Raw genomic sequence first — 23,362 nt, 5'->3', positions numbered from 1 at the left:
TTACTTGATTTCTTTGACGCTCTTGATCACCATCGGCGTCTGCGGGACGTCCGGCATGCCGTTGGCCCCCTTGCCGGTCCTGGTGGCCGCGATCTTGTCGACCACGTCCATCCCCTCGATGACCTTGCCGAAGACGGCGTAGCCGTACCCCATCTGGCCGCCGGCCGGGTTGTGGTTCAGGAAGTTGTTGTTCACCACGTTGATGAAAAACTGCGCGGTGGCGGAGTCGACCACCATGGTGCGGGCCATGGCGATGGTGCCGCGGTCGTTTTTAAGCCCGTTGGCCGCCTCGTTCTTGATCGGGGCCTTGGTCTGCTTCGGCATCAGGTCCTGGCTGAAGCCGCCCCCCTGGATCATGAAGTTCGGAATGACGCGGTGGAATATGGTCCCGTTGTAGAAGCCGCCTTTTGCGTAGTCGAGGAAGTTCTTGACCGAAATCGGCGCCTCTTTCTGGAACAACTCGACCTTCACGTTGCCCTGGTTGGTCTCGATCAGCACCACCGGGTTCTTCGCCTCGGCAGCGACGGCGCCGCTTGCGAGGAAGAGCCCCAGGATCAGAGCGTAGATGAATCTCTTCAGCATGTTTTCGTACCTCCTCTGGGATTAGTAATCGTTGCATCCTTATAAGCCAATCCCCGGCTGTGGTCAACCAATTCGCTTGGTTCCGGGCAAGTAAGGGGTTGACAGATCAGGCACCGCCGTGGAAAATGCCCAATCATTAACGTTCATGGAGGATTCGTCTTGCAGATACAGTTCGGTACCGATGGATGGCGCGGCGTCATCGCCGACACCTTCACCTTTGAAAACCTGTCGCTGGTGGCGCAGGCTACCATGGATTATCTGCATAAACAGGGGCTTGCGGACAAAGGTCTGGTGATCGGCTACGACCGCCGCTTCCTCTCCAGGGAATTCGCAGAGCGCGCCGCCGAGATTGCGGCCGGCAACGGCATCAAGACCTGGCTCTCCGACGGCTACGCACCCACCCCCGCCGTCTCCTGGGCGGTTCACGAGAAGAAGGCCGGGGCCGGGGTCATGATCACCGCGAGCCACAACCCGCCACGCTACAACGGATTCAAGGTGAAGGAGTCCTTCGGCGGTTCCGCGCGTCCCTCGACCACCAAGGAGCTGGAGCAGATGGTGGCCGAAAACCAGGCGACGTCGCGTCCGGTGCAGGCGCTGGCGCTGGCCGAGGCGCAGGCGGCGGGGGCGGTCGAGCTCTTCGATGCCACGGCCCCCTACCTGGACCAGTTGAGGCGCTACGTCGACCTGGAGCTGATCCGTTCCGCCGGCATCAAGGCCGTCGTCGACCCGATGTTCGGTGCCGGTTCGGGCCTTTTGCCGCTGCTGGTCCCGGGGATCGAGGAGATCCACGGTGCGGAGAATCCCTCCTTCGGCGGCCACCCGCCCGAGCCGATCGCCGAGCACCTGGGTGAGCTGACGGCGCTGGTCGAGGCCGGGAAGTTCCAGGTCGGACTGGCACTCGACGGCGACGCCGACCGGATCGGCGCCATCGACGAGACCGGAGAATTCTTCTCCTCGCACCGGATCTTCACCGTGCTGCTGCGCCACCTCTACGAGAGAAAAGGGGTGCGCGGCGCGGTGGTGAAGACCGTATCCACCACCCAGATGATCGACCTCCTGGCGGAAAAGTACGGCCTGGTGCTCTTCGAGACCCAGATCGGTTTCAAGCACATCTGCGAGATGATGCTCGAGAACGACATCCTTATGGGAGGGGAGGAGTCCGGCGGCCTCGGCGTGAAGGGGCACATCCCGGAGCGCGACGGGATCCTGATGGCGCTCCTGCTCCTGGAAGCGATGGCCATGAGCGGCAAGGGACTGCGGGCTCTCCTCGAGGAGACCATGGACGAGATCGGGCATTTCCACTACTCACGCATCGACCTTCCCATCGATGCGCAGGCGAAGCGGCAACTACTGGAGCGGATGCAGGCGGGGGGCATCACCAGCATCGCCGGTTTCGCAGTGGCGCGCCACAATTTCAGCGACGGCTTCAAGTTCATCTTCGAGGACGGCTCCTGGCTGTTGATCCGCCCCTCGGGGACCGAGCCGGTGCTCAGGCTGTACAGCGAGGCGGGGGATCCGGCGAAGGTGGCGCTCCTCCTGGAGGCCGCGCGGGGTATAGCGAGCGTGTAAGGAGCGGTTATCGCTCAGGCAATTACCTTGAAATGGCGTAACGCTTCTGTTATAGAATAAGCTTCGCTGCAAAAGTACCCCACCAAGGAGACATTTCATGTCGAATCCTCAGTTGATTATGTACGATGAGGAATTCAAACAGATAAACGTAGTGCTCGAGAAGCTGCTGCGCGAGGCGAACGCCAAGGTGATCTTCCTGGTGGACAAGAACGGCCAGTTGATCACGGGTTGCGGCGAGACCGAGCGCTTCGACACCACGTCTCTCGCCTCGCTCACCGCCGGCAACATCGCCGCCACGGGCGGCCTCGCCAAACTGATCGGTGAAAAGGAGTTCTCCATCCTCTTTCACGAAGGGGAGAAGGACAACCTCCACATCTCCATCGTTGCCGGCCGCGTGATCCTCGTGGTGCTCTTCGATACCCGCTCTTCGCTGGGGCTGGTTCGTCTGCGCGTGAAGAAGGCCTCCGAGGAGCTCACCGCCATCTTCAACCGCCTGCTGCAGAAGAACGAGGAGAAGGAGAAGAGCGGCGACAGCGAGTTCCCCTTTGCCGAGATCACCGACGACGATATCGACAACCTGTTCAGCTAACCGGCATGCTTCGGTAGGATGGGGTGGCAGTGCGCGCCCCGGAAAACCCTGTGGTGCAGTAATTCATAAGAGGTAATGTAGGATGTCCTTCATCAACTACGCTTCCCGCGAAATAAACTGCAAGATCGTCTACTACGGCCCGGGTCTCTGCGGCAAGACCACCAATCTGCAGTACGTCTACCAGAAGACCGCTGCCGATGCGAAAGGGAAGATGATCAGCCTCGCGACCGAGACCGAGCGCACCCTCTTCTTCGACTTCCTCCCCCTGGCTCTGGGCGAGATCCGCGGCTTCAAAACGCGCTTCCACCTGTACACCGTCCCCGGCCAGGTCTTCTATGACGCTTCCAGGAAGCTGATCCTCAAGGGCGTGGACGGCGTGGTGTTCGTGGCCGACTCCCAGGAAGAGCGCATGGACGCCAACATCGAGAGCGTCGAGAACCTGCGCATCAACCTGATCGAACAGGGGTACGACCTGGACAAGATCCCCTACGTGGTCCAGTACAACAAGCGCGACCTCCCCAACGTGGTAAGCGTCGAGGAGCTGCGCCGCGAGCTGAACCCGACCAACGTTCCCGATTTCGAAGCCTGCGCCACCACCGGCGAAGGTGTCTTCGAGACCCTGAAGGCGATCGCGAAGCTGATCCTGTTCGATTTGAAAAAGGGGAAGTAGGCAGAAGCTGCCAGTACGGCGGTTGACGAGATACAGAGAAGGGGGCGCCGGATAAACCGGCGCCCCCTTTTTTATCGATCTCGGCAAAAAAATCAATGTAGGGGCGAATAATCATTCGCCCCAGTTGGCACCTCAGCCCATCTCGCCACTGAAGGTGGTTGGGCGCCGGTGGCTGGGCGAATGTTTATTCGCCCCTACAGGTCTTGGCCGTGGAGGTGTTCCCAGAGCGCCCTCGCCGCGGCCTCGGTCATCCCCGGCGCCGCGATCAGTTCCTCAAGCGTCGCCCCCTGCACCCCTTTCAGACTCCCGAACTGCTTCAAGAGCGCCTTCTTCCTCTTCTCCCCGATTCCCGCCACGCCGTCCAGACGCGAGCCGGTCAGGGTCTTGCTGCGCACGGTCTTGTGGTAGGTCACCGCGAAACGGTGCGCCTCGTCCCTGATACGCACCAAAAGCAACAGCGGCGCACAACTTTGCCGAAGCGTGATCGGGTTCTTGCGCCCCGGGCGGAACACCCGCTCGTCACTCTTCGAGATCTCCTCGCTTTCCATGTCCCTGAAGGTGCGGCTCTTGGCCAGCCCCGCCGCCTCCACCCCGGCCACACCCAGCTCTTCCAGCACCGCGTTCAGCACGCCCAACTGCCCAAGCCCGCCGTCAACCACGATCAGGTCGGGCTGCTCTTCGGTGGTTTCCGCCTTGAAACGGCGCGACAGCACCTCGCGCATCATGGCGAAGTCGTCGGACTGCAGCACCCCCTTGATCCGGTAGCGCCGGTACAGGTTCTTGTCGGCCTTGCCGTCGATGAAGACGACCCGGCTCCCGACCGCCATCTCGCCCTGAATGTTGGAGATGTCGTAGCACTCGATCCTTCTGGGCGTGCGGGCGAGGTGCAGCTTCTCGGCAAGCTCGGTCAGCAACGTTGCGGACGAGCTTTCCTTGGCCAGCCGCTCCTGTGACGCGGTCTCCGCGTTCTTCTGGGCCAGCTTCACCATCTCCAGCTTGGGACCGCGCTGCGGGGCCGCGATGGTCACCTTCTTCCCCGCCTTTTCGGAGAGGAGCTCCTCGAGCGGGCCTGGCTCCGGGATGGGGATCGGGATCAGCACCTGGGGGGGGAGCGGGGCGTCCAGGTCGTAGTATTCGTTCAGGAAGGAGGCGAGTCCCTCCTCGGTCTCCAGTTCCCAGTCGAAGAGGAAGGTCCGGCCGCCGGTTACGGTGCCGCCGCGGATGTGCAGGAGGGCGATCTGCATCTGGTCACCCTCGCGATGCAGGCCGAAGACGTCGCTGTCCCCCCCCTGCGCCACCATCTTCTGCCGTTCCACGGTCACCTCGATGGCGCGCACCAGGTCGCGGTAGCGCGCTGCGTCCTCGTAGCGCATCTCTTGGCTGGCCTTGTTCATCTTGGCGCGGTACAGGCGGGCGATCTCCGTGTTCTTCCCTTCCAGGAACAGGGCGGCCCCCTCGGCGAGCGCCGCGTACTCCTCACTCGTGATCAGGCCGCAGCAGGGGGCGGAGCACTGCTTGATCTGGTAGTAAAGGCAGGGGCGCTTGCGCGCCATGCAGGTCGCCAGCGGGTAGTGGCGCAGCGGGAACATCTTGTAGAGCTGCTTCAGCACCTCCTTGGCGGCGGTGGCAGAGGAATAGGGGCCGAAGTAGCGCGCGCCGTCCGAGGGGATCTTGCGCACCAGGGAGAGGCGGGGGAACTCTTCCTTCATGTCCATGCGCAGCGAGAAGTAAGTCTTGTCGTCGCGCAGGTTGATGTTGTACTTGGGGCGGTGCTGCTTGATCAGGGTGTTTTCCAGGATCAGCGCTTCCTTCTCCGTGTCGGTGACCAGGTAGTCGACCGACTTGACCAGTTGCACCATGAAACGGATGTGGACGCGTGAATCGCGGGTGTCGCCGACGTAAGCGCGTACGCGGTTCCTCAGGTTGCGCGCCTTGCCGACGTAGATGACGCTGCCGTCCGATGTCTTCATGAGGTAGACGCCGGGGGAGGTGGGGAAGTTCTTGATCATCTCCTGGGTAATCATGAGGCGTAGTATAGACGGTTGCTGGTTAGAAGGGAAGGCGGGACGTGCTAAGGGAGGGGCGTTCCGTAGGGGCGAATAAACATTCGCCCCGCAATGGTGATGATACCGACGTGGATGGTGTTGAAGAGGGGGGAAGAAAGGGCGAATAATTATTCGCCCCTACAGATTTGGGGACTGGAGGTTAACGTTTTCCGGTTCTGCTGCCGGGCTTCGCGGTGCTGCCGGGACGGGAGGCTGGTTTGCTCCCTGCAGGTTTCGCGGCACCTGCCGGTCTGGCAGTTCTCGCTTTGTCTGCGGCCGGTCTCGTGCCGGCCAGCTTCGCGGCGGGACTCGCCGCCGGTTTGGTCGCCGGTTTAGCTGCAGGTTTAGCCGCCGGTTTAGCTGCCGGTTTAGCTGCAGGCTTGGCTGCAGGCTTGGCTGCAGGCTTGGCGGCAGGCTTGGCTGCAGGTGCCGCTGCCGCGGCAGCGGCCTTCTTCTCAGCGGCTTTCTTCTCGGCCGCCTCGATGCGCCACCTGGGAAGGGTCTTGGCGCCGCCACCACTCGCCTTCATCTTCTGCGGGTTGGCATAGGAGACAGTGATTTTCTTGTCGAGGAGCCAGGCGCCATCCAGCGAATCAATGGCGTCCCTCGCCTCGGCTTCTGTGGACATCCTGACGTAGCCGCAACCTTTGAACTGACCGGTGTCGGGGTCCCTGATCAGGTGCATCGAGGTGACCGTGCCGGAAACGGCGAACAGCTTCTGCAGCTCATATTCAGTGACATCGTAGGACAGGCTCCCTACGTAAAGTTCTTTACCTGCTTTTGCCATGGAATCTAACTCTCCTTGATTTTGTCGGCACACTCTAGCACAACACGCGACGGCACGGCAAAACTTTCTCTCGGTCCCATGCCTTAGCCGCCATTACGCTCCCGCAGGATCGCCGTGTAGAGCGGCTCCCGGTCCGCCCTGGAAGCGGAAACGACCATTTCGACTGTGACCGGTTTGCCGGCTGCATTGATGACGCGCTGCCGCGTGGTCTCCTCCTTGAACTCACCGGGCTGTTCGATCCGCTGCCGCAACTCATCCCCGCCTTCCAGGAAATCGAAGATGGACTCACCGAGCAGCATCTGCCGGTTCCGGCCGAAGAGGCTTTCCGCCTTCTCGTTGACGATCACCATTTTCCCGTCCTTCAGGAAGGTCACCACCGCCGAGGCGGCCACCTCGATGAAGCGGCGGTAGCGTTCGTCCGCCTCGCGCGACTGGACGGTGCGGTGGGAGAGTTCCTCCATCATGTCGTTGAAGGCGCCGATGAGCATGCCGATCTCGTCGCGGCTTCTCTGCGGCAGTTTTTCCTGGAAGTTGCCGGTCCTGGTGACCTCGATGATCCGGTCCGAGAGGAGCTGTACCGGCTCGATGATCTGCCGGCTCATGATGATACCCATCACCACGATGACGATGAGGAACACCAGGGTGCGGGCCAGCAGGTCGAGTTTGAAGTTGGTTCCCAACTGGGCGTAGAGGTCCTTGACCGGGATGCTCACCGACACCGCGCCGATTACCTCACCCACCTGGTAGTTGTAGGAGTAGTGACCCGGCGGGAAGCGATTCTTGACGAAGTCGGGAGCGCTTTGGTAGCTGCCGTGGCATCCCAGGCAGGAGGGGGTGGCGCGCATCGGTTGCAGGTAGCGGAAAAACCTGGTTTCGCCGCTTTTTACGATGTCGTAGCTTTCACCGACCGGATTCTTGATGAACCTCTGCAGCTGCGCGGTCTCGTAGGGGTCGGGACGGTTTTCCGGGTTGCGGTAGCGCAGCGACACCTGGCGGACGTAGAACTTGCTGTTCTGGGTCACCCTTTTGGCCACCTGGGTGGCCACCACTTGCGGCACCAGGTTGTAGTTCGACTCCGGCTCGTTCTTGACCACCGAGGACATGTACTCGCGGGTCTCGATCAGCTGCGTCGCCAAGCTGCGGGCGTTGTCTACTGCGAAGCGGAGTACGAAGTCTTTCTGGCGCTGGTACAGGAACATGCCGGATGCGAGCAGGAGGGCGATCAGGAGCAGCGACATCAGGCCGAAGAACTTGGTGCGGATGGAGAGATCTGCCGGGCGGGTCATGCATCCTCCTGGAATTCATAGCACTGAAGCCAAAAGTATAGCGGAGGAGTCAGAAGGTGCAAGGTAATCGGAGACTTAGAAAAAGCCCTCACCCCGGCCCTCTCCCGGTCTATACACCCGGAGGGCGAGGGGGGACTGCAAAAGCCGGTAAGCGGTTGCTGAGCGGCCTCCCGCCCCCTTGACGGGCCTGCGCGCCGTAGCGATTCGTTTCGCGAAGGGGGGAGGGGGACCAAGCCAATCCGGGCCTTTCCGAAAAAAAACCCTCTCCCTCTGGGAGAGGGGAGGGTGAGGGCGGTGCATGAAGCGTGTTTAGCTAGCCGGGAAAGAGGTGGCGGTAGCGTGTGGGCAAAACGTGAAACGTGGAACCTAGAACGTAGAACGGTTTCTATTTCTTGTGGCACTCGAAGCAGATCTCTTCGGTCTCGCGACGCTTGATCTGGGCGGCCTTGTCCTTGGGGATCCCCTTGCCCATCAGCTTCTCGCCCATCTTGTGGCAGTCGAAACAGTTCCTCCCCTTCAGCTCCTTGTGCATCTTTACCATCGCGGGGTTCTTGCTGTGACAGACGTTGCACTCAAAGCCGTAGGCGGCGGGGGCGACAAGCAGCAGCAACAGGACCAAAAGCGTTTTCTTCATGTGGGCACTCCTTCCACGATATCGGGTTATCTACCAAGTCCAACGCGGCCAACATAAACCGCCACCGGTAAAGGCGCCTTGACCTAAGTCAAGGAACGCGTTGCGCCCTTATCTGAGAAAACACTTTTCATAGCCCCGGCAGTATGGTAATTTTCCGTGCTTTGCATTTATCGGTAACACTCGGATCATTTACAAATCGAGAAAAGACTATGGCTAAGATCATCTGTGTGGCGAATCAAAAGGGTGGTGTGGGCAAGACCACGACGGCTGTGAACCTTTCGGCCTCGCTGGCCGTCGCCGAACGCCGCGTGCTCCTCGTGGACATGGATCCCCAAGGGAACGCCGGGAGCGGCGTGGGTGCCGACAAGGACCTCCTCGAGGAGAGCATCTACGACGCCCTCATCGACGACGCGCCCGCGGCGCGCATCGTGCTGAAGACCGAACTCCCCTATCTGCACCTGCTGCCGGCCACCTCCGATCTCGCCGGCGCCGAACTGGAACTGGTGAGCGTGACCGACCGCGAGAGGAAGCTCAAGAAGATCCTCGCCTCGCTGGCCGACTCCTACGACTACATCTTCATCGACTGCCCTCCCTCGCTGAACCTCCTCACCATCAACGCGATGACCGCGGCGCACTCGGTGCTGATCCCGCTGCAGTGCGAGTTCTACGCCATGGAAGGGCTTTCGCAGATACTGAAGACCATCAACCTGATCCAGCAGGGGCTGAACAAGTCGCTCTCCATCGAGGGGATCCTGCTCACCATGTTCGACGCCAGGAACAACCTTTCGCGCCAGGTCGGCGAGGAGATGCGCGCCCACTTCCCCAAGGAGACCCTGCAGACGGTGATCCCGAGGAACGTCAGGCTCTCCGAGGCGCCGTCGCACGGCAAGCCGATCTGCCTGTACGACATCACCTCCAGGGGGGCGACCAGCTACATGGATCTGGCCAAGGAAATCATCGCGCGCGAGGTGTCGCATGGTTAAGAAAATGGGACTGGGCAAAGGGATGGGGGCGCTGCTCCCGGTCGTGGAGGATCACGGCAAGAAATACTTCTCCTGCCCCATCGAAGACATAAAGCCCAACAAGGAACAGCCCAGAAAGACCTTCGTCAACGAGAAGCTCGAGGAGCTGGCGGCGTCGATCCGCGAAAAGGGGATCATCCAGCCCCTGGTGGTGGTCAAGAAGGCCGGGCACTACGAGCTGATCGCCGGCGAGCGCCGCTGGCGCGCCGCCCAGAAGGCGGGCCTCAGGGAAGTCCCGGTGGTGATCCAGGACGTCTCCGAGGAGACCGCCCTGGAGATGGCGCTCATCGAGAACATCCAACGCGAGGACCTGAACGCGGTCGAGGAGGCCGAGGCCTACCACGCCCTCTTGGAGCGCTTCTCCCTCTCGCAGGAGGAGCTGGCCAAGAGGGTGGGCAAGGAGCGCTCCACCATCGCCAACGCGCTGCGCCTTTTGCGTCTTCCCGCCGAGATCAAGCGCGACGTGGCCGAGGACCGCATCACCATGGGGCACGCCCGTGCGCTTCTGACCCTCGAGGACGTCGAGGAGCAGAAGGCGGTGCGCGACGAGATCGTCAAGGGGCACCTCTCGGTGCGCGAGACCGAGGCGCTGGTGAAGCGCAGGAAGGCGGGCCCGCCCAAGAAAGCGGCGAAGCCGTCCCTCGACCCGGACCAGAAGGACCTTGTGGAGCGCATGCAGCGCCACTTCGCCGCCAAGGTCGCCCTGAAGCGCGCCGGGCGCGGCGGCAAGTTGGAGATCAGCTTCGCAGACATGAAGGAGCTGACCCGCATCGTGGAGCTTTTGAACCTGTAAAAAGCGGCACATTTGCCGCAACGGAGGGCGGAGCGCCCTCTTTTCCGGACGCACTGTAGGGGCAAATAATTATTTGCCCGGCCGTCGTTGCCCCGGCCCCATCACTGGCAAAAGCAGCACCGGCGCGATTGGGGGGGGGCGAATGATTATTCGCCCCTACAGAACCCCTCCCTTTTCCTCAACGCCTGAAACGTCGTTCCAAATGTCATACACGATCCTGTCTACAAAACCCGCGCTAACTCTCGGTTCGCGCCCTTGAGACAGTCCCGCGGCACCCCGACTGGCACAGCTTCGGGGCCGCAAAATAGCGATGTTGCGCACGGTCCAAGTGTATACAATTCTTCGCACAAACGGATAAATTGCTTGACACAAAAAGCATTTATGTGATAGCAATCACCTGTTTTGCGCGGAGCCATGCACAGTCTGAAGGCGTATACGCCTTTAAAAATGTTCGAATAGAGGTGGTTTGGTGATCAATTTAGACATCGCATTTGTATTCCAGCTGGTGAACTTCCTGGTGCTGGTACTGCTCCTGAACGTCTTCCTCTACAAGCCGATCAGGAAACAGCTCGCCGACCGCGCCGCCCAGATCAACGGGGCGAAGCAGAAGAGCGCCGAAGTCGACAGGGAAGTGCAGGAGAAGCTGGCCAGCTACGAGGCACGCATGCGCGAGATTCGCGCCGGTGCTGCCGACGAGCGTGGTGCCCTGAAGAAGGAGGCCCAGCAGCAGGAGGCCGCCATCCTCGACAAGGCGCGTGCCGAAGCTACCGAGTCCCTTTCCGCCATCAAGGCAAAGGTGGCCCAGGAGGCCGAGGAAGCACGCCGTCTGCTCACCTCCAGCGCCGAGACCCTGTCCGCCGAAATCTGTGAAAAAGTTCTGGGGAGGAGTCTCTAGCATGCATAAGAACAAGAAGCTGATAGTTTCCCTGCTTACGGTCGGCGCGATCATCGCCCTGGCTTCCCTCGGTTTTGCCGAGGAGGCCGCCGAGCACGCGGGCGCCGCTCACGAAGGCGGGCACCAGGCTGCACAGATGAAGGACTTCATGTGGCGTTGCATCGACTTCGCCGCCCTGGTCGCCATCGCCGTCTGGGCCCTCAAGAAGGCCGACGTGAAGGGGACCCTGGCCGCACGCCGCGACGGGATCGAGAAGACCCTGAAGGAAGCGGTCGCCGCCAAGGAAGCCGCCGAGAAGAAGTTCGCCGAGTACTCCCAGCGCCTGGACCAGGCCAACCAGGAGATCGAGGTGATTTCCGCCAACATGAAGCGCGAGGGTGAGCTCGAGAAGGAGCGCATCATCGCCGAGGCCAAAGAGGCTGCTGCCCGCATCAAGGTTCAGGCCGAGGCCGCAGCGGCGCAGGAAGTCCTCAAGGCTAAAGACGAGCTCCGCGCCGAGGCTGCACGCCTCGCGGTCGAGCTGGCCGAGCAGAAGATCAAGCAGAACATTGCAAAAGGCGACCAGGACAAGCTGGTGGGCGACTATATCTCCAAGGTGGTGACTCTACATTGAGTACTAACGCTATTGCCAAACGTTACGCCAAGGCACTCGTGCAGATTGGCTCGGAAGCCGGGAGCGTGGAAGGGTTCAACGGCGAACTGTCCCGCTTCAGCACTGTCCTGACCGACAGCCGCGAGCTTTCGGCGGTCTTCGCCAACCCTGCCTATGGCATCGAAGAGAAGAAAGAGATCCTGAAGGACCTGGTGGTGAAGCTCTCCATCTCCCCGATGATCTCCAACCTGATGATGCTCCTCCTCGAGCGCGGCCGCCTTTCGGTGCTGCCGCAGATCGCGGAGAACTACGGCATCTTCGCCGACGAGCTCTCCGGCGTGATCAGGCCGACGCTCTCCTCCGGGCTGCCGCTGGACGCGGCCCAGGTCGAGGAGATCAAGGCGGCCCTGGCCAAGTCGACCGGCAAAAAGGTTGAACTCAAGGTTGTGGTTGATCCGTCGCTCATCGGCGGTGTGGTAACGCAGATCGGCGACAAGGTATTCGACGGCTCGGTAAGGACTCAGTTAGCTAACATTCAGGATATATTACAGAAGGGGTGAGACGGTTCTATGGAAATCAAAGCGGAAGAAATCAGCGAGATTATCAGGAAGCAGATCAAGGAGTACGGCAAGGAAGTGGCGGTAGCCGAAACCGGCACCATCATCTCCATCGGTGACGGTATTGCCCGTATCCACGGTCTTGACAAGGCGATGGCAGGCGAGCTCCTCGAGTTCCCGCACGGCATCACCGGCATGGTTCTCAACCTTGAGGAAGACAACGTCGGTGCCGCGATCCTCGGCGAGTTCTCCGAGATCAAGGAAGGCGACGCCGTCAAGCGTACCGGCAGGATCGTCGAGGTCCCGGTAGGCCAGGCTCTGGTCGGCCGCGTGGTCGACGCGATCGGTAACCCGATCGACGGCCTCGGCCCGATCAACACCTCCACCTTCGGCAAGGTCGAAGTGAAGGCCCCCGGTATCGTCAAGCGTAAGTCGGTGCATCAGCCGATGCAGACCGGCCTCAAGGCGATCGACTCCATGGTTCCGATCGGGCGCGGCCAGCGCGAGCTGATCATCGGCGACCGCCAGACCGGCAAGACCGCCGTCGCGATCGATACCATCATCAACCAGAAGGGCGGCGACGTCGTCTGCATCTACGTCGCAATCGGCCAGAAGCGCTCCACGGTCGCCCAGGTTGTTGCCAAGCTGAAAGAGCACGGCGCCATGGATTACACCATCGTCGTCGCCGCTACCGCTTCCGAGCCGGCACCGCTGCAGTTCATCGCACCGTACACCGGCGTCACCATGGGCGAGTTCTTCCGCGACGCGGGCAAGCATGCGCTGATCATCTACGATGACCTCTCCAAGCAGGCCGTCGCATACCGTCAGCTTTCCCTGCTGCTTCGCCGTCCGCCGGGGCGTGAAGCTTACCCGGGCGACGTCTTCTACCTCCACAGCCGTCTGCTCGAGCGTGCCTGCAAGGTGTCCGACGAGTGCGGCGCCGGCTCCCTGACCGCTTTGCCGGTCATCGAGACCCAGGCAGGTGACGTTTCCGCCTACATCCCGACCAACGTCATCTCCATCACCGACGGCCAGATCTACCTGGAGAGCGACCTGTTCTACTCCGGCGTACGCCCGGCCATCAACGTCGGCCTCTCCGTTTCCCGCGTCGGCGGTTCGGCTCAGGTTAAGGCGATGAAGCAGGTTGCCGGTACCCTCCGTCTGGCTCTCGCTCAGTACCGCGAGATGGCAGCGTTCGCCCAGTTCGGTTCCGACCTGGACAAGGCTACCCAGATGCAGCTCGCCCGTGGCGCACGCCTGGTCGAGATCCTGAAGCAGCCGCAGTACCGTCCGATCCCGAACGAGAAGCAGGTCCTGATCATCTTCGCCGCCAACAACGGCTTCGTCGATGACTACCCGATCGGCTCCCTGGGCCGTTACGAGCAGGAACTCTACGCTTTCTTCGACTCCAGGAAGGCCACCCTCCTTGGTGAACTCCGCGACAAGAAGGCGATCGACGACACCATGAAGGGCGAGATCATCGCCGGTCTGGAAGAGTTCAAGAAGGAATTTACTGCCTAAACCAAGGACGGACTTAGCGAATGGCAAACCTTAAGAGCATCAAGAAACGGATCGTATCCGTAAAAAATACCCGGCAGATCACCAAGGCCATGAAGATGGTCTCTGCCGCCAAGCTGCGTCGCGCCCAGGAGAACGTGGTCGCTGCGCGCCCCTACGCGGGGAAGCTCGCGGAGGTGCTTGAGCGGCTTGCCAAGACCCAGGAGTCGGATGCCAATCCGCTCATGGTGAAGCGCGACGGCGGTCGCGCCCTCCTGGTGGTGGTGACCTCGGACCGCGGCCTGTGCGGCGGTTTCAACGCCAACCTCTCCAAGGCAGCCGACCGCTTCCTCAAGGAGCGCAAGGGCGACTTCTCGGAAATGACCCTGATGACCATCGGCCGCAAGGGTTACGAGTTCCTGAGGAACCGTCACACGGTGCGCAAACATCACGGCAACATCTTCTCCACCCTCTCCTACCAGACCGCGGCCCTGGTCGCCGCCGAACTGATCGAGGGATACCTGGCGGAAGAGTACGACGAAGTCTTCATCATCTACAACGCCTTCAAGAGCGTCATGACCCAGGACATCACCCTGGAGCAGCTCCTGCCCATCGCACCGAAGGCCGGCGACGAGGACGAAGTCGGGACCGAGTACATCTACGAGCCGTCCAAGGGCGCGCTGTTGGACGAGCTCCTTCCCAAGCACATCGAGGTCCAGGTCTTCAAGGCCCTCCTCGAGTCGGTCGCCTCCGAGCACGGCGCCAGGATGACGGCGATGGATGCGGCTTCCAAGAACGCCACAGAGATGATCGCCAAGCTGACCCTGATCTACAACAGGGCACGCCAGGCTGCCATCACGACGGAGCTGATGGAAATCATCTCCGGCGCTGAATCGATCAAGGGTTAACACTTATAAAAATATGTGGCCCTCTCGGCCGCAAAAGGAAGAGGTTTAAACATGAGTCAGAACTTCGGAAAAATATCGCAGGTCATCGGCGCAGTTATCGACGTCGAATTCGAGCCGGGCAAGCTCCCCCCGATCTACCAGGCTCTCAGGGTAACCAACCCCGCGATCGACGACCAGGAGTTCAACCTGGTTCTGGAAGTCGCACAGCACCTGGGCGAGAACGCCGTCAGGACCATCGCTATGGACGGTACCGACGGTCTGGTTCGTGGCCAGCAGGTCATGGACACCGGCAAGCAGATCTCCGTGCCGGTCGGCCGCAAGACCCTGGGCCGCATCCTCAACGTCATCGGCGAGCCGGTTGACGAGATGGGTCCGGTAGGCAACGAGAAAGAGTACGGCATCCACCGCGAGGCTCCGCTCTTCGTGAACCAGTCGACCAAGGTCGAGGCGTTCACCACCGGCATCAAGGTCGTTGACCTCCTCGCTCCTTACGCAAGGGGCGGCAAGATCGGCCTCTTCGGCGGCGCAGGCGTCGGCAAGACCGTTCTCATCATGGAGCTCATCAACAACATCGCCAAGCAGCACGGCGGCTTCTCGGTATTCGCCGGCGTCGGCGAGCGTACCCGTGAAGGGAACGACCTCTGGATGGAAATGAAAGAGTCCGGCGTTCTCGACAAGGCCGCTCTCGTGTACGGCCAGATGAACGAGCCTCCGGGGGCGCGTGCCCGCGTTGCTCTCTCCGCGCTCTCCATCGCAGAGTACTTCCGTGACGAGGAAGGCCAGGACGTGCTCCTCTTCGTTGACAACATCTTCCGCTTCACCCAGGCGGGTTCCGAGGTTTCGGCGCTTCTCGGCCGTATCCCTTCCGCCGTTGGTTACCAGCCGACCCTGGCAACCGAGATGGGCGAGCTGCAGGAGCGCATCACCTCGACCAACAAGGGTTCCATCACCTCGGTCCAGGCGATCTACGTACCGGCCGACGACTTGACCGACCCGGCTCCGGCAACCGCCTTCGCCCACCTGGACGCGACCACCGTTCTCTCCCGTCAGATCGCCGAGCTCGGCATCTACCCGGCAGTGGACCCGCTCGACTCCACCTCCAGGATCCTCGATCCGCAGGTCATCGGTGACGAGCACTACGCCATCGCGCGCCAGGTTCAGTACGTGCTCCAGAAATACAAGGATCTCCAGGACATCATCGCGATCCTCGGTATGGACGAGCTTTCCGAAGAGGACAAGCTGGTCGTTGCCCGCGCCCGTAAGATCCAGAAGTTCCTCTCCCAGCCGTTCCACGTGGCAGAGGCCTTCACCGGCTCCCCGGGCAAGTACGTCGAACTGAAGGACACCATCAAGGGCTTCAGCGAGATCATCGCCGGCAAGCACGACGACCTCCCGGAGCAGGCCTTCTACATGGTCGGCACCATCGAGGAAGCTATCGAGAAAGCCCAGAAGCTCGCGGTGTAATTAATCTGGTAACGGCAAACGGTTGAGGGCCGCGGATTTTCCCGCGGTCCGCGCCCTTGCCCCAAGAGGTTTATATGGCTGAAAAACTGAAGGTTGAACTGGTAACCCCGTACAAGAAGGTCCTCTCCGAAGAGGTCGACGAGATCACCGCGACCGGTGCCCTCGGCGAGTTCGGCGTCCTTCCGGGCCACGCCCCCTTCCTCACGTCGCTGAAGATCGGCGAGCTGGCCTACAAAAAGGACGGCGTGCTGCATCACATGGCGCTGAACTGGGGCTACTTCGAAGTGGAGAACGACCAGGTCACCGTGCTGGTCGAGACCGCGGAGAGGGCCGACGAGATCGACCTCGAGCGCGCAAAGGCCGCCCTCGGGCGTGCCGAGACCGAGCTTAAGTCGCTCACCCCGGAAGACAAGAACTTCCGCATCTACCAGGCCGCGCTGGAGCGCGCCCTGATCAGGGTGCAGGTGGCGGGCAAGGCCGGCGGGCGCTAAGCGTCGGACACACAACACAAATGAGAAGAGCGGCTAGTCCGCTCTTTTTTTTTGCCCGGAGTGCGTGTAAGCTTGGTGCCTTGAGGCAGGCCGAACCCGCCCCTCCCAGCCTCCCCCCTGCGTCTCCACCCCCTGAGCTGAAGGGACAGGGAAGGGATCGTCACAGCCAAGGACGCGAACCGAGGGACCATGCACCAAAGAGACTACGACCTGTTGCACCAACCGATCCCCGGGCTGATCCGCAAGATCGCCCTCCCCACCAGCGTAGGGTACTTCTTCAACACCATGTTCAACGTGGTGGACACCTTCTACGGCGGCAGGATCTCCACCGACGCACTGGCGGCGCTCTCCCTCTCCTTCCCGGTCTTCTTCCTGATCATCGCCATCGGCGCGGGGATATCGACGGGCGCCACCGCCCTCATCGGCCACGCCCTCGGCTCGGGAGACCGTGACGGCGCGCGGCACCTCGCCGGCCAGACCCTCTCCTTCGGGCTCGCGCACGGGGTGCTTTTGACCCTGCTGGGGCTTGCCTGTGCTCCGTTCCTGTTCGGCCTCCTCGGCGCCACGGGTGTCGTGCTCGAACTCGCCCTGCAGTACATGGTGTGCATCTTCGCCGGGAGCGTCTTCTTCCTGGTCAACTACGTGCTGAACGCCATCTTGAACGCGACCGGCGACAGCCGCAGTTTTCGCAACTACCTGGTGCTCGGCTTCTTCCTGAACCTGGCCTTCGACCCCTGGTTCATGTACGGGGGGATGGGGCTGCCCGCCATGGGACTGCCGGGGATCGCCTGGGCCACCGTGCTGGTGCAGGCTATCGGCAACTGCTACATGCTTTTGCGGGTGAAGCAGTCGGGAATGCTCAGGCATTTCCGTTTCGCCGAACTGGTCCCGGACCGCCACGCCTACTTCCAGCTCGCCAAGCAGGGGTTTCCCTCGAGCCTCAACATGATGACGGTCGCCATCGGCATCTTCGTCATCACCAGGTTCGTGGCACGCTTCGGGAGCGACGCGGTCGCCGCCTATGGCATCGGCACCAGGATCGAGCAGATCGCCCTGCTGCCGGTCATGGGGATGAACGTGGCCACCCTCGCGCTGGTGGCGCAGAACAGCGGGGCGCGGCAGCTGGAGCGGGTGGTCCAGACCATCCGCTGCGCGTTGAGAGCCGGCATCATCCTGATGAGCTTCGGGACCGCGGCCGTCTTCCTCGCCGCGCGGCCGCTCATGTCCCTCTTCACCAAGGACCCCAGGGTCGTCGGGATCGGCGTGCAGTACCTGCGTATCGAGGCCTTCGTCTTCATCGCCTACGTCATCCTCTATACCAGCGTGTCGGTGCTGCAGGGGCTGAAACGTCCGGCAATCCCGCTGGTGATCGGCCTGGTCCGGCAGATCGTGTTGCCGATCCCGGTCTTCTACCTCCTGGCGGACCTCCTGGGGTGGGGGCTCACCGGCATCTGGTGCGGCATTCTGCTGGTCACCTGGGGCGCCGCCTGCGTCATACTCCTCTACGTCTTGCGCCTTGCTGCCGCGCTGGATGGCCCCGTACGGTTGGCGCCAGAGACCGGGGTGGAAGGTGGGTGAGCGCGGGGACGGGGGCTCGGGCTATTTCCCCTTCGGGTGGGGCGCGCTGACGAGCTCGCCATAGTGCGCTAGAATTTCCTGTCGATTCTAAACTTGCGGTGCGTCGCAGACGCGCCCTGCAATGGGTGATCGCCATGGATCTCGAGCATCTGTGCAGTGGGATAAAGGAAAGGGTCGCTCTGGAGCTCAGGGAGAGCACGGACGCCGCGACCAGGCAGGAACTGCTGATCGCTGCCCTCAGCGACGTGGAGCGCGTGGTCTTCCCGGCCTTGGGGCAGGCCCGGGGGACCCCGGGATACCGCCGTCTCCAGGATGCCGTCCTCGACCTCGTGAGTTCCGTCGCCATCCCCCTCATAAAGGAAGGGGATCGGCGCGGAGGCTCAGCACTGGTCGACCTCGCCGACGCCTGTCCCGACCCGCTGATCGGGAGGAAACTCTCCGGATACGCCCTGGAGCTTTCCGTGCGGCAAACGAACGGGCAACGGGGGGGAGCTTCGCCCGCGAGAATAGTGGCAGGGCTCGCCGGGCTGCTGGCGGTAGCGGGTCTGATGTTTTACCTGCTGTGCCCCTATGCCGCGCAGCAACAGACCCAACTGGCGCCGGCGCAGCAATTGGCGGAAGAGGGAGAGGGACGGGGAGAGGCACAGGCCCGGGAAGCGGGGCCCGCGTCGTCAGAAAAGGGGTGGGATGGGGACGCCGGGGGGGAGGAGCAGCTTCCCCAGCGCCAGGAACGAGCCCCCGCGAACGTCACGGCTACCGCAAACGGCGATAACGTGACCAAGATACGCGTGGTCGACAACCAGGTGCTGGTGCCGGTTACGGTAAGGCACGGTGGCCAGGCGGTGCGGCTGGAACTGGTCCTCGACACCGGCGCCACCAGGACCGCGCTGCACGAAAGTGTTGCCGGCAGGCTGCCGATCGATTTACGCTCTGCGGGGAACGCGCAGGCCGAGCTGGCCGACGGCCGGGTGGTCCGCTCCAAGATCGTGCGAATCGACTCGCTGGTGGTCGGCCCCCACGCCCATCCTTCCATGGAGGTCGAACTGATCTCCTACGGTGGCGGCGCCGGGATTCACGATGGGCTGCTCGGGATGGATTTCCTGCGCCGGCACCGCTACCAGCTCGATATGGAACATGAATTGATCCGCTGGTTCCAGTGACCGGCCGTGGGAGGGGTATTGGCAAGAAGAAGCAGTTTTGACAGAGGTACGGCGCATCGCCGCGTAGGCCTCGGGACGGGGCCTTTCGCATGATGGGGGAACTGAGATCGGTGTATCTGAAGCTGGTGCTGACCACGTTTTTCTGGGGCGGCACCTTCGTCGCGGCGCGTCTTGCGGTTAAAGAGGCGCCACCTTTCTTCGCGGCCACCTGCCGCTTCGCGGTAGCCGCATCCTGCCTGATCGCACTCACCGCCTGGTACGCCGGCAAGGAGGGGAAACCGTTCCCCGTACCGAAACGGCTGCGGGATTTCGGACTTCTGTTCAGCCTGGGGGTCACCGGCATCTTCTGCTACAACGCGGTCTTTTTCACCGGCCTCAAGCTGACCACGGCTACCAGCGGCGCGCTCATCGTCGCCATCAACCCCCTAATCACCGCGGTACTCTCGGCGCTCTGGCTCAGGGAGCGGGTCACCCCGACGCAAGTCGCGGGGCTCTTGGTCTCGCTCCTTGGCGTTTCCGTGGTCATCTCGAAAGGATCGTGGGCCGTCCTCGCCGGTTTCGCCTTCAACAGGGGAGACCTCATCATGCTGGGCGCACCGCTTTGCTGGGCGCTCTATTCCATCCTGGGCAAGAAGGCCCTGGCGACCTTCACGCCGCTGACCGCCACCGCTTACGCCGCGCTCTTCGGCGCGATGCTCCTCTTCCCGGCCGCGCTTTTGGAGCATGCGGCGTCCGGCGCCCCCTGGCCCTCGTTCAGCTGGGTAGGGTGGCTCGCCATCCTGCAACTGGCCCTCTTGGGGACCGTGGTGGGGTTCGTCTGGTGGTACCAGGGGGTGGGGAGGATCGGCGCCGCGCGGGCGGCGGTGTTCGTGAACCTGGTCCCCTTCTTCGGGGCGCTGCAGGCGGCGCTTCTCTTGGGGGAACGGGTGGTGCTGCCGCAGCTCTGCGGAGGGTTGCTGGTGGTAGCCGGGGTCTACTGGGGGAGCCGTGGCAACGCCAAGGCGCGGGGGGGACAGGCGGTTTCTGAACCGGTAGGCGGCACGCAGGGCGCCGTGCATCCGGAGCGGGGCGAGGCGGGCATATGAAACGGGCTCTGCGCACCGTGAAACTGATCTGGTACGCGCTCTTGCCATCGGGCGGGGGTGTCCCCAGCCCGGTGGAGCCGGGTGGGGTGCGCCGTTGCGATCCGGCGGACATCAGGGGGGGGATGGGGCTTTACCTGGACGCCTCGGGGGAGTTGCGGCTCTTCGTCCCGTCGTGCCGGGGGCTCGCGGCCCCCTTCGTGCTGTTCCGGCTCAAGAGGGAGGGGTTCTCGCGCTGCAGCGTCAGGATCACGGAGGGGGGACTCCTGATCCAGGCGCGGCGCTGAGGCTCAGCCGATCTTCCCGATCTCGAAACCAATCTGGTCCAGCGGGAGCACCACGTCGGCCACCTTGCCGTCGATGCAGGCCCGCGGCATGCCGTAGATGGTGGAGGTCGCTTCGTTTTGCACCAGAGTCAGCCCCCCCTTTTCCTTCAGATGCTTCATCCCCTTGAACCCGTCGTTCCCCATACCGGTCAGGATCACGCCGAGCATGGCGCCGTTGCTGGCGTCGGCCAGCGAGGTGATCATCTGGTCAACGGAAGGGATGTAGATGTACTGGGGGAATTCGCTGGTGGGCGAGGTCTTCACCACGATGTTGCTCCCCTGCTTCACCAGGCTGGTGTGCATCCCGCCCGGGGCGATCAGCACCTGCCCCCCCTTGACGATGTCGCCGTCGACCGCCTCCCTGATGGAGAGCGAGCACTTGGCGTTGAGCCGCTCCGCGTAGGGGCCGGTGAAGGCCTTGGGCATGTGAATGGCGACCACGATGCCGTGCGGGAAGTTGACCGGGATGCGCGAGATGACTTCCTGGAGCGCGACGGGGCCGCCGGTGGAGGCGCCGATGCCGACGTAGCCGATCCGGCGGTGGGCGAACTGGGAGGGACGCACCTGGACCGGCGGCGCGACGCGCGGCACGATCCCGATGCCGGCGCGCCTGGGGATGGCCGAAAGGGCGGCCTCGTGGACCTTCTCGAGGAGCGCCTTCTGGAACATGGCCTGGGCGTCCTTGCAGTCGCTGACGTTCTTGGGGACGTAGTCGATGGCCCCCGCGTCGAGCGCCTCGAAGGTGGCCCGCGCCCCCTCGCAGGTGAGGGTCGAGACCATCAGCACCCGCGTGGGCTGCTTGGCCATGATCTGCTTCAGCGCGGCGATGCCGTCCATGCGCGGCATCTCCACGTCCATGGTGATCAGGTCCGGCTTGAGGGCCAGGGCCTTTTCCACCCCCTCCATGCCGTCGGCGGCGATACCGACGATCTCCACGCCGGGTGCCTTGGAGAGGATGCCGCGGATCGCCATCCTCATGAAGGAGGAATCGTCGACGATCAGTACCTTCAGTTTGCTCGACGTTGCGGGGATCATGGCGTTTCTTTGGCTCCTATGCCTTGGAAGATCGATTTGACCATGTCCTGGATCTCGGGGACGCGGTCGTCCAGTTCGTAGCAGAAGCGCTCCACGTCGAGATCGGCGAGGTTGGGCGCATAGGACTTCAGGATGGCCCAGGCCTTCTCCTCGGCGAGGTTGAAGGTGACCCAGGAGCTCCCGCCGTAGTCGAGCTGACGCACGGAGCAGAAAAGGTCGGCCAGGTTGACGATGGCGCAGAGCGTCGGGTCGAGGACCGCCTGCTCGGGGTCGTGGTGCAGCCCGATCACCTCGCAGTAGTCGGCCGGGAAGTTCCACTTGCGGGCGATGCAGAGGCCGATCTCGCTGTGCGAGGTGCCGAGGTACTCGGCCTCCTTTTCCACCAGCCGGAAGGGCTGCCCCTTCACAGAGTCGAGCAGGGCGCGGAAGGTCTCCTGGCGGTAGTAGGAGAGGAAAACCTCGCCGATGTCGTGCACGATCCCCACCAGGTAGGCCTTTTCCGTGTCCGGGTAGCGTACCCGCTGCGCGATGATCTTCGAGACCACGCCGACGCCGAAGGAGTGCTCCCAGAACGTCCTGACGTCGAAGATGCCGTCCCGCCCCTCGAAGACGTCGACGAAGGAGCAGGTGAAGGCGAGCTCGCGGATATGACGGAAGCCCAGGTAGATCAAGGCCCTTTTCACGGACTTTATCTCGTTGGCCGGCTTGTACAGCGGCGAGTTGACCATCTTGATGACCCGGGCCGCCAGGACCTGGTCTGCCAGGATCATGTCGGCGACCTCGTCGAGCTCGACACCGGGACGGTCCAGGAGCTCTATCACCCGGGTGGCCACGTGCGGGATGGTGGGGAGGTCAACGAAGCTCTCGACCATCTCCTGGGCAGTCTGCATCATGGCTGCTTTATCCATTGCTTCATCCTCACTTGTTGTAGGTGAACCCGCCGGGGAAGTGTACGGTCTTGAATTTGTCGTTCACCCCGTGCAGCGACTCGGACTGCCCCACGAAGAAGTAGCCATACGGCTGCAGGTTGTTGTAGAAGTGCTGCACCACCTTGCTCTTCGAGGAGGTGTCGAAGTAGATGAGCACGTTGGCGCAGAAGATGAAATCGAAGCTCTTCATGAAGAGCATCTTGTTGTCGTCGTAGAGGTTGAGCTGGCTGAAGGTGGCCAGTTTCTTCACATCGGGTGAGAGCACGAACCGGCCCGGCGCTTCCTCCTTGAAGTACTTCTTCAGGTAGTAATCGGGGGTGTTGCGCACCGAGTAGCTGTTGTAGACCCCTTCCCGGGCCTGGGCCAGCACCGTCTCGTTGATGTCCGTCCCGACGATCTCGATGATCCAGTCCTTGAGCAGGGTGGCGCGCTTCTCGAGGAGGATCATGGCCATGGTGTAGGCCTCCTCTCCCGAGGAGGAACCGGCGCTCCAGATGCGCAGCTTCTTGAAGCCGATCTTCCCCTTGGTCCCGATGATCTCCGGCAGGAACTTGTTTTCCAGCGCGTTGAGCTGGGGCATGTTCCTGAAGAAGCAGGTCTCGTTGGTGGTGATCTCGTCCAGGAGCTTGGTCAGTTCCGTCCTGCCGGTGGCCGGGCTGCGCACGAACTGGTAGTAGTCCGCGTGGGTCTTGCAGCCGGTTCCCTCCATCCTGCGCGCCAGTCTGCTTTCCAGGAAGTACTTCTTGCTGCTGTGGAAGTAGATGCCGCAGACGTTGTATATGTAGTCCCGAAGCTGTTCGAAATCCTTGTCGGAAATCTTCGGGGCGTTTTTAGCGTCAAATGGTTTCATGTCAAATGCCATTATCGTCCC

At 62.3% G+C, this 23,362-nt stretch carries 24 protein-coding genes; 16 read left to right on the top strand and 8 right to left on the bottom strand.

Annotated elements, in window-relative coordinates; translation table 11 throughout:
* A complete protein-coding gene (locus KP003_RS19075; RefSeq protein ID WP_216500073.1) occupies nt 1–582 on the bottom strand; it encodes a peptidylprolyl isomerase in 582 nt (193 codons plus the stop codon).
* A gap of 159 nt (nt 583–741) precedes the next feature.
* Here KP003_RS19075 and KP003_RS19070 point away from each other — a divergent pair, with 159 nt between their 5' ends.
* From KP003_RS19070 to KP003_RS19060, 3 genes are all read left to right on the top strand, one after another.
* Nucleotides 742–2,151 (top strand): phosphoglucomutase/phosphomannomutase family protein, encoded by a 1,410-nt coding sequence (locus KP003_RS19070; RefSeq protein ID WP_217300142.1) that lies wholly within the window; start codon nt 742–744, stop codon nt 2,149–2,151.
* Between the two features lie 97 nt (nt 2,152–2,248).
* Complete coding sequence (locus KP003_RS19065; protein ID WP_216500071.1) at nt 2,249–2,740, top strand: roadblock/LC7 domain-containing protein; 492 nt, start codon at nt 2,249–2,251, stop codon at nt 2,738–2,740.
* Between the two features lie 82 nt (nt 2,741–2,822).
* Nucleotides 2,823–3,410: a GTP-binding protein gene (locus KP003_RS19060; RefSeq protein ID WP_199390678.1), complete on the top strand. Its 588-nt coding sequence runs from the start codon at nt 2,823–2,825 to the stop codon at nt 3,408–3,410.
* Nucleotides 3,411–3,604: 194 nt separating this feature from the next.
* Here the strand turns inward: KP003_RS19060 and uvrC are convergent, their stop codons facing one another.
* From uvrC to KP003_RS19040, 4 genes are all read right to left on the bottom strand, one after another.
* Complete coding sequence (gene uvrC, locus KP003_RS19055; RefSeq protein ID WP_217300141.1) at nt 3,605–5,434, bottom strand: excinuclease ABC subunit UvrC; 1,830 nt, start codon at nt 5,432–5,434, stop codon at nt 3,605–3,607.
* Nucleotides 5,435–5,615: 181 nt separating this feature from the next.
* Complete coding sequence (locus tag KP003_RS21710) at nt 5,616–6,242, bottom strand: RNA recognition motif domain-containing protein (protein ID WP_217300140.1); 627 nt, start codon at nt 6,240–6,242, stop codon at nt 5,616–5,618.
* 83 nt (nt 6,243–6,325) lie between these two features.
* Nucleotides 6,326–7,528 (bottom strand): c-type heme family protein, encoded by a 1,203-nt coding sequence (locus KP003_RS19045; RefSeq protein ID WP_216789661.1) that lies wholly within the window; start codon nt 7,526–7,528, stop codon nt 6,326–6,328.
* A gap of 385 nt (nt 7,529–7,913) precedes the next feature.
* The gene (locus KP003_RS19040; RefSeq protein WP_217300139.1) at nt 7,914–8,162 is read right to left on the bottom strand and encodes a cytochrome c3 family protein; all 249 of its coding nucleotides are present in this window, start codon (nt 8,160–8,162) and stop codon (nt 7,914–7,916) included.
* 209 nt (nt 8,163–8,371) lie between these two features.
* Between KP003_RS19040 and KP003_RS19035 the strand changes: the two genes are divergently transcribed.
* The 13 genes from KP003_RS19035 to KP003_RS18975 all read left to right on the top strand — a co-directional run bounded on the left by KP003_RS19035 (nt 8,372) and on the right by KP003_RS18975 (nt 20,488).
* Nucleotides 8,372–9,145 (top strand): ParA family protein, encoded by a 774-nt coding sequence (locus tag KP003_RS19035; protein ID WP_216500160.1) that lies wholly within the window; start codon nt 8,372–8,374, stop codon nt 9,143–9,145.
* On the top strand, nt 9,138–9,977 hold the full coding sequence (locus KP003_RS19030; RefSeq protein WP_216500161.1) for a ParB/RepB/Spo0J family partition protein: 840 nt from the start codon (nt 9,138–9,140) through the stop codon (nt 9,975–9,977). Before KP003_RS19035 ends, KP003_RS19030 begins: the two co-directional genes overlap by 8 nt.
* A 469-nt stretch (nt 9,978–10,446) precedes the next feature.
* Nucleotides 10,447–10,872, top strand: coding sequence for a F0F1 ATP synthase subunit B family protein (locus tag KP003_RS19025; RefSeq protein WP_216500162.1), 426 nt, complete (start codon nt 10,447–10,449; stop codon nt 10,870–10,872).
* Between the two features lies 1 nt (nt 10,873).
* Nucleotides 10,874–11,485, top strand: coding sequence for a F0F1 ATP synthase subunit B (locus KP003_RS19020; protein ID WP_216500163.1), 612 nt, complete (start codon nt 10,874–10,876; stop codon nt 11,483–11,485).
* Nucleotides 11,482–12,024 carry an ATP synthase F1 subunit delta gene (gene atpH, locus KP003_RS19015; protein ID WP_217300138.1) on the top strand — a complete coding sequence of 181 codons (543 nt, stop codon included), beginning with the start codon at nt 11,482–11,484 and terminating at the stop codon, nt 12,022–12,024. Before KP003_RS19020 ends, atpH begins: the two co-directional genes overlap by 4 nt.
* 9 nt (nt 12,025–12,033) lie before the next feature.
* Nucleotides 12,034–13,542 (top strand): F0F1 ATP synthase subunit alpha, encoded by a 1,509-nt coding sequence (atpA, locus tag KP003_RS19010; RefSeq protein ID WP_216500165.1) that lies wholly within the window; start codon nt 12,034–12,036, stop codon nt 13,540–13,542.
* Nucleotides 13,543–13,562: 20 nt separating this feature from the next.
* Entirely contained in the window at nt 13,563–14,426 is an 864-nt protein-coding gene (atpG, locus tag KP003_RS19005) for an ATP synthase F1 subunit gamma (RefSeq protein ID WP_216500166.1), read from the top strand.
* Nucleotides 14,427–14,477: 51 nt separating this feature from the next.
* A complete protein-coding gene (gene atpD, locus KP003_RS19000; protein ID WP_216500167.1) occupies nt 14,478–15,890 on the top strand; it encodes a F0F1 ATP synthase subunit beta in 1,413 nt (470 codons plus the stop codon).
* Between the two features lie 74 nt (nt 15,891–15,964).
* On the top strand, nt 15,965–16,381 hold the full coding sequence (locus KP003_RS18995; protein WP_216500168.1) for a F0F1 ATP synthase subunit epsilon: 417 nt from the start codon (nt 15,965–15,967) through the stop codon (nt 16,379–16,381).
* A 189-nt stretch (nt 16,382–16,570) separates the two neighbouring features.
* A complete protein-coding gene (locus KP003_RS18990; RefSeq protein WP_217300137.1) occupies nt 16,571–17,959 on the top strand; it encodes an MATE family efflux transporter in 1,389 nt (462 codons plus the stop codon).
* A gap of 134 nt (nt 17,960–18,093) precedes the next feature.
* Nucleotides 18,094–19,119 (top strand): retropepsin-like aspartic protease family protein, encoded by a 1,026-nt coding sequence (locus KP003_RS18985; RefSeq protein ID WP_216789657.1) that lies wholly within the window; start codon nt 18,094–18,096, stop codon nt 19,117–19,119.
* Nucleotides 19,120–19,208: 89 nt separating this feature from the next.
* The gene (locus KP003_RS18980) at nt 19,209–20,204 is read left to right on the top strand and encodes a DMT family transporter (protein WP_217300136.1); all 996 of its coding nucleotides are present in this window, start codon (nt 19,209–19,211) and stop codon (nt 20,202–20,204) included.
* Complete coding sequence (locus tag KP003_RS18975) at nt 20,201–20,488, top strand: hypothetical protein (protein WP_217300135.1); 288 nt, start codon at nt 20,201–20,203, stop codon at nt 20,486–20,488. The genes KP003_RS18980 and KP003_RS18975 overlap by 4 nt, the downstream gene beginning before the upstream one ends.
* Nucleotides 20,489–20,491: 3 nt before the next feature.
* On the opposite strand, the gene KP003_RS18970 is transcribed toward KP003_RS18975, so the two are convergent.
* From KP003_RS18970 to KP003_RS18960, 3 genes are read right to left on the bottom strand one after another with little or no spacing between them, the layout of a single operon-like run.
* Complete coding sequence (locus tag KP003_RS18970; protein ID WP_216789653.1) at nt 20,492–21,562, bottom strand: protein-glutamate methylesterase/protein-glutamine glutaminase; 1,071 nt, start codon at nt 21,560–21,562, stop codon at nt 20,492–20,494.
* Entirely contained in the window at nt 21,559–22,470 is a 912-nt protein-coding gene (locus KP003_RS18965; protein WP_217300134.1) for an HDOD domain-containing protein, read from the bottom strand. Before KP003_RS18965 ends, KP003_RS18970 begins: the two co-directional genes overlap by 4 nt.
* A 10-nt stretch (nt 22,471–22,480) precedes the next feature.
* Complete coding sequence (locus tag KP003_RS18960; RefSeq protein WP_217300133.1) at nt 22,481–23,353, bottom strand: CheR family methyltransferase; 873 nt, start codon at nt 23,351–23,353, stop codon at nt 22,481–22,483.
* Nucleotides 23,354–23,362: the final 9 nt, after the last annotated feature.

Origin of the sequence: Geomonas diazotrophica (assembly GCF_019063885.1) — a bacterium.
GTDB classification, from domain to species: domain Bacteria; phylum Desulfobacterota; class Desulfuromonadia; order Geobacterales; family Geobacteraceae; genus Geomonas; species Geomonas diazotrophica.
The sequence above is the reverse complement of the archived record's forward strand: the minus strand, read 5'-3'. Positions and strand labels throughout refer to the sequence as shown.

Excerpts from the sequence above, each read along its gene's own strand:
- KP003_RS19075 (WP_216500073.1), bottom strand. The coding sequence starts at position 582 with ATGCTGAAGAGATTCATCTACGCTCTGATCCTGGGGCTCTTCCTCGCA.
- KP003_RS19045 (WP_216789661.1), bottom strand. The coding sequence starts at position 7,528 with ATGACCCGCCCGGCAGATCTCTCCATCCGCACCAAGTTCTTCGGCCTG.
- KP003_RS21710 (WP_217300140.1), bottom strand. The coding sequence starts at position 6,242 with ATGGCAAAAGCAGGTAAAGAACTTTACGTAGGGAGCCTGTCCTACGAT.
- KP003_RS18990 (WP_217300137.1), top strand. The coding sequence starts at position 16,571 with ATGCACCAAAGAGACTACGACCTGTTGCACCAACCGATCCCCGGGCTG.
- KP003_RS19065 (WP_216500071.1), top strand. The coding sequence starts at position 2,249 with ATGTCGAATCCTCAGTTGATTATGTACGATGAGGAATTCAAACAGATA.
- KP003_RS18980 (WP_217300136.1), top strand. The coding sequence starts at position 19,209 with ATGATGGGGGAACTGAGATCGGTGTATCTGAAGCTGGTGCTGACCACG.
- KP003_RS18965 (WP_217300134.1), bottom strand. The coding sequence starts at position 22,470 with ATGGATAAAGCAGCCATGATGCAGACTGCCCAGGAGATGGTCGAGAGC.
- KP003_RS18985 (WP_216789657.1), top strand. The coding sequence starts at position 18,094 with ATGGATCTCGAGCATCTGTGCAGTGGGATAAAGGAAAGGGTCGCTCTG.
- KP003_RS18970 (WP_216789653.1), bottom strand. The coding sequence starts at position 21,562 with ATGATCCCCGCAACGTCGAGCAAACTGAAGGTACTGATCGTCGACGAT.
- KP003_RS19030 (WP_216500161.1), top strand. The coding sequence starts at position 9,138 with ATGGTTAAGAAAATGGGACTGGGCAAAGGGATGGGGGCGCTGCTCCCG.
- atpA (WP_216500165.1), top strand. The coding sequence starts at position 12,034 with ATGGAAATCAAAGCGGAAGAAATCAGCGAGATTATCAGGAAGCAGATC.
- atpG (WP_216500166.1), top strand. The coding sequence starts at position 13,563 with ATGGCAAACCTTAAGAGCATCAAGAAACGGATCGTATCCGTAAAAAAT.
- KP003_RS19040 (WP_217300139.1), bottom strand. The coding sequence starts at position 8,162 with ATGAAGAAAACGCTTTTGGTCCTGTTGCTGCTGCTTGTCGCCCCCGCC.
- uvrC (WP_217300141.1), bottom strand. The coding sequence starts at position 5,434 with ATGATTACCCAGGAGATGATCAAGAACTTCCCCACCTCCCCCGGCGTC.
- KP003_RS18960 (WP_217300133.1), bottom strand. The coding sequence starts at position 23,353 with ATGGCATTTGACATGAAACCATTTGACGCTAAAAACGCCCCGAAGATT.
- KP003_RS18995 (WP_216500168.1), top strand. The coding sequence starts at position 15,965 with ATGGCTGAAAAACTGAAGGTTGAACTGGTAACCCCGTACAAGAAGGTC.
- KP003_RS19035 (WP_216500160.1), top strand. The coding sequence starts at position 8,372 with ATGGCTAAGATCATCTGTGTGGCGAATCAAAAGGGTGGTGTGGGCAAG.
- KP003_RS18975 (WP_217300135.1), top strand. The coding sequence starts at position 20,201 with ATGAAACGGGCTCTGCGCACCGTGAAACTGATCTGGTACGCGCTCTTG.
- KP003_RS19060 (WP_199390678.1), top strand. The coding sequence starts at position 2,823 with ATGTCCTTCATCAACTACGCTTCCCGCGAAATAAACTGCAAGATCGTC.
- atpD (WP_216500167.1), top strand. The coding sequence starts at position 14,478 with ATGAGTCAGAACTTCGGAAAAATATCGCAGGTCATCGGCGCAGTTATC.
- KP003_RS19020 (WP_216500163.1), top strand. The coding sequence starts at position 10,874 with ATGCATAAGAACAAGAAGCTGATAGTTTCCCTGCTTACGGTCGGCGCG.